The following is a 4,886-nucleotide window of genomic DNA, read 5'->3' on the forward strand; positions in this document are numbered from 1 at the left end:
CTCGACGAGAAGGTCGGTGACCGCCTGCTGCAGCTGGGTGCCGCGCAGCTTGAGGATCGACGACGCCGGGTTCGGCTTGCCGTCGGCCTCATCGCCGGCGACCCGGAGCTGGGTCAGCTCCAGGGCCAGTACTTCGTTCTCCACCTCGGCGACCCGGGCGGCGAACAGCGGATCTTCCATCAGCGTGCTGTCTCCGACCGGGGTCTTGGCGGCGCGCTCCTTGACCTCGGTCAGCCACACCTTGGTGGTGCCCACCCGGGCGATGCCGGAGCGTTCATTGGACAACAGGAACTTGGCGTAACTCCAGCCGGCGTTCTCCTCGCCGACCAGCTGGTCCGCCGGAACCCGGACGTCTTCGAACCACACCTCGTTGACCTCGTAGCTGCCGTCGATCAGCTTGATCGGGCGCACGGTAATGCCCGGGGTGGACATCTCGGCCAGGATGAACGAGATGCCGGCCTGCTTCTTGGGGGCGTTCGGGTCGGTGCGGGCCAGCAGGAAGATCCAGTCCGCGTACTGGCCCAGTGTGGTCCAGGTCTTCTGGCCGTTGATGACGTAGTGGTCGCCGTCGCGCACCGCGGTGGTCCGCAACGACGCCAGGTCCGACCCCGCCTCCGGCTCGGAAAAGCCCTGGCACCACCAGATGTCGAGATTGGCGGTCGCCGGCAGGAAGCGTTCCTTGAGCTCCTGGGAACCGAAGTGTGCGATCACCGGGCCGACCATGCCGACGTTGAACGCCAGCGGCTCGGGCACGCAGGCCATCCGCAGCTCTTCGGCCCAGATCTGATGCTGCAGCGGGGTCCAGTCTTTGCCGCCCCACTCGACCGGCCAGTGCGGCACGGCCAACCCGGCCTCGTTGAGGATGCGCAGCGAGATGACGACATCCTCGGGGTAGTTGAGGTTCTCGTTGCGGGCGCGTTCCCGGATTTCGGCCGGGATCTTGGTGGTGAAGAACTCGCGCAGTTCGTCGCGGAAGGCGGCGTCGGCGTCGCTCAATTCCAGTTTCACAACCCCAATGTAGATAAGCGCGGGACACCCGCGCGACTGCGGGTCCCCGGAGTTGCTCGGAGGCGTCAGCGGCCGCGGCGGCGCAGGTAGCGCTCGAACTCCGCGGCCAGGGTGTCCCCGTCGACTTTCGACATCGCCTCGTTGACGTCGATCTCGGCGTCGCCGCGCTGTTCCAGACTGGCGACGTAGTCGGCGATCTCCTCGTCGTCGGCGGTCATCTCGGTGACCGCCAGTTCCCATTCCTCGGCCTCGGCGGGCAGGTCGGCCAGCGGCACCTCGATGTCGAGGACATCTTCGACCCGGCGCAGCAGGGCCACGGTGGCCTTCGGGTTGGGCGGCTGGGACACATAGTGCGGAACCGCCGCCCAGAACGTCACCGCCGGAATACCCGCGGCCACACAGGCGTCCTGGAAAACCCCCGCGATACCGGTGGGTCCCTCGTAGCGGGACTCCTGCAGGCCGAAGAACTTCGCCGACTCCGGGGAGTAGGCCGCCCCGGACACCGGCACCGGCCGGGTGTGCGGGGTATCGGCCAGCAACGCACCGAGGATCACCACGGTCTGCACGTTGAGTTTGTCGGCGATCCCGAGCAGTTCGGCGCAGAAACTGCGCCACCGCATGTTGGGCTCCACGCCGTGCATCAGGACGATGTCGCGGTCGGACCCGGGCGGGCGGCAGTGCGAGATCTGCATGGCGGGCCAGACCAGTTCCCGGGTGACGCCGTCGACCTGCCGAATCACCGGCCGGTTCACCTGGTAGTCGTAGTAGGCCTCGTCGTCGATCTCGACGATCGGCGTGGCTTCCCAGATCTCGTCGAGGTGTTCCAGGGCGTCGCTGGCCGCGTCACCGGCGTCATTCCAGCCTTCGAAAGCCGCGACGATCACGGTGTTGTGGAGTTCGGGCAGGTCGGCCCCGCTGCTACCGGCGCCACCGGCCCAGTTCCACGACGTCACCGTTCCAGCCTAAGCCTTGCTCGGCTGCGATGAGCCGCATCAGAGGCGGCAAAGCGTCAGCGTCGGCGAGTGGGTACCCAGCGACGAGATGGGCGTCCAGAAGCAGGTCCGGTGACGACGTAGACTTGTTCGGGTCGAGAGGCGTTGCAACGGAGTCGGGTTTCCCGAAATCCGCCACGCTCGGCAGAGTTAAGGACGCCTTCCGATAAGGAAGGAGCGCACGTGAACGCCCCCGTGACCGGCTCTGGACCCAGTACCTCTGGGCCGAACACTTTCGCGCCGAACATCCGCCCCGACTGCACCGACGAGCTGACGGCCACGCTGCGCCGCCGGATCATGGTCATCGACGGCGCGATGGGCACGGCGATCCAGCGCGACCGGCCCGACGAGGCGGGTTACCGCGGCGACCGGTTCAGTGAGTGGCCGACCGCTCTGCAAGGCAACAACGACCTGCTCACCCTGACCCAACCGCGGATCATCGGGGGCATTCACCGCGAATATCTCGAGGCTGGCGCGGACATCCTCGAGACCAACACGTTCAACTCGAACTCGGTCTCGCTGGCCGACTACGACATGCATGAGCTGGCCTATGAGCTCAACTACGCCGGCGCCGCCCTGGCCCGCAAGGTCTGCGACGACTTCAGCGCGCCGGAAAAGCCCCGCTACGTCGCCGGCGCTATCGGGCCGACGACGCGGACCGCGTCGATCTCGCCGGACGTCAACGACCCCGGCGCCCGCAACGTCTCCTACGACCAACTGGTCGACGCCTACCTCGAAGCGGCCAACGGCTTGGTCGACGGTGGCTCCGACATCATCATCATCGAGACGATCTTCGACTCGCTGAACGCCAAGGCGGCGGTGTTCGCCGTCGAGACCCTGTTCGAGGAGCGCGGACGCCGCTGGCCGGTGATCATCTCCGGCACCATCACCGACGCTTCCGGACGGACGTTGTCCGGCCAGGTCACCGAGGCGTTCTGGAATGCGATCCGGCATGCGAAGCCGATCGCGGTGGGCCTCAACTGCGCTCTGGGCGCGCCGGAGATGCGGCCCTACATCGCCGAGATGTCGCGGATCGCCGACACCTTCGTCTCCTGTTATCCCAATGCCGGCCTGCCCAACGCTTTCGGCGAGTACGACGAGTCCCCGGAGCGTCAGGCCGGCTATATCGCCGGGTTCGCCGAGGACGGTCTGGTCAACCTGGTCGGTGGTTGCTGCGGAACGGCGCCGCCACACATCGCCGAGATCGCCAAGGTCGTTGAGGGCAAGGCTCCGCGTGAGGTGCCGGAGATTAAGGTCGCCACCCGGTTATCCGGCCTGGAGCCCCTGAACATCACCGCCGACTCCCTCTTCGTGAACATCGGTGAGCGCACCAACATCACCGGCTCCGCCCGGTTCCGCAACCTGATCAAAGCCGGGGACTACGACACCGCGCTGTCGGTGGCGCTGCAGCAGGTCGAGGTCGGTGCGCAAGTTATCGACATCAACATGGACGAGGGCATGATCGACGGCGTCGCCGCGATGGACCGGTTCACCAAGCTGATCGCCGCCGAGCCGGATATCAGCCGCGTCCCGGTGATGATCGACTCCTCCAAGTGGGAGGTCATCGAGACAGGCCTCAAGAACGTCCAGGGCAAGCCGATCGTCAACTCGATCTCCCTGAAGGAGGGCGAGGAAAAGTTCGTCCGGGAGGCCCGGCTGTGCCGCAAGTACGGCACGGCCGTCGTCGTGATGGCCTTCGACGAGCAGGGCCAGGCCGACAACCTGGAGCGCCGCAAGGAGATCTGCGGGCGCGCCTACCGGATCCTGACCGAAGAGGTCGGCTTCCCGGCCGAAGACATCATCTTCGACCCGAACTGCTTCGCGCTGGCGACCGGTATCGAGGAGCACGCGACCTACGGCACCGACTTCATCGAGGCGTGCGCCTGGATCAAGGAGAACCTCCCCGGGGTGCACATCTCCGGCGGCATCTCCAACGTGTCGTTCTCGTTCCGGGGCAACAACCCTGTGCGCGAGGCGATCCACGCGGTGTTCCTGTTCCACTCGATCAAGGCCGGCCTGGACATGGGCATCGTCAACGCCGGCGCGCTGGTGCCCTACGACTCGATCGACCCCGAACTGCGGGAGCGCATCGAAGATGTCGTGCTGAACCGTCGCGAGGACGCGACGGATCGGCTGCTGGAGATCGCCGACCGGTTCAACAGCACCGAGAAAGCCGAGGATCCGGCCGCCGCCGAATGGCGAAGCCTGCCGGTCCGCGAGCGGATCACGCACGCCCTGGTCAAGGGCATCGACGCCCACGTCGACGCCGACACCGAGGAATTGCGGGCCGAGATCGCCGCGGCCGGAGGACGGCCGATCGAGGTGATCGAAGGCCCGTTGATGGACGGCATGAACGTCGTCGGTGACCTCTTCGGCGCCGGCAAGATGTTCCTGCCCCAGGTGGTGAAATCGGCCCGGGTGATGAAGAAGGCCGTCGGCTACCTGCTGCCGTACATCGAGGCCGAGAAGAAGCCCGGTGATGTCGAGTCCACCAACGGCACCATCATCATGGCGACCGTCAAGGGCGACGTCCACGACATCGGCAAGAACATCGTCGGCGTCGTCCTGCAGTGCAACAACTACACCGTGATCGACCTCGGTGTGATGGTGCCCGCGCAGAAGATCCTCGACGCGGCGAAGGAACACAACGCCGACATCATCGGGCTGTCCGGGCTGATCACCCCGTCGCTGGACGAGATGGTGAATTTCGCCGTCGAGATGGAACGCGAGGGGTTGAAGATCCCGCTGCTGATCGGCGGAGCGACGACCTCGCGCGCCCACACCGCCGTGAAGATCTCGCCGCGCCGCGCCGGCCCGGTGATCTGGGTCAAAGACGCGTCCCGTTCGGTGCCGGTTGCCGCCGCGCTGCTCGACGACAAGCAACGT

The 4,886-nt window shown here is 66.4% G+C and carries 3 protein-coding genes; 1 reads left to right on the forward strand and 2 read right to left on the reverse strand.

Annotated features, from left to right (window positions below):
* Both ADBZ6I_RS16045 and ADBZ6I_RS16050 read right to left on the reverse strand, forming a co-directional pair.
* A partial coding sequence (locus ADBZ6I_RS16045; protein WP_526385581.1) for an acyl-CoA dehydrogenase family protein occupies positions 1-1,008 on the reverse strand: 1,008 nt, incomplete at its 3' end.
* Positions 1,009-1,073: 65 nt separating this feature from the next.
* On the reverse strand, positions 1,074-1,961 hold the full coding sequence (locus ADBZ6I_RS16050; protein ID WP_526385583.1) for a PAC2 family protein: 888 nt from the start codon (positions 1,959-1,961) through the stop codon (positions 1,074-1,076).
* A 222-nt stretch (positions 1,962-2,183) separates the two neighbouring features.
* On the opposite strand from ADBZ6I_RS16050, the gene metH reads away from it, so the two are divergent.
* The coding region (gene metH / locus ADBZ6I_RS16055; protein ID WP_526385585.1) for a methionine synthase at positions 2,184-4,886 on the forward strand (2,703 nt) is incomplete at its 3' end.

It is taken from the genome of Mycobacterium sp. (assembly GCF_044342925.1).
Classification (GTDB): domain Bacteria; phylum Actinomycetota; class Actinomycetes; order Mycobacteriales; family Mycobacteriaceae; genus Mycobacterium.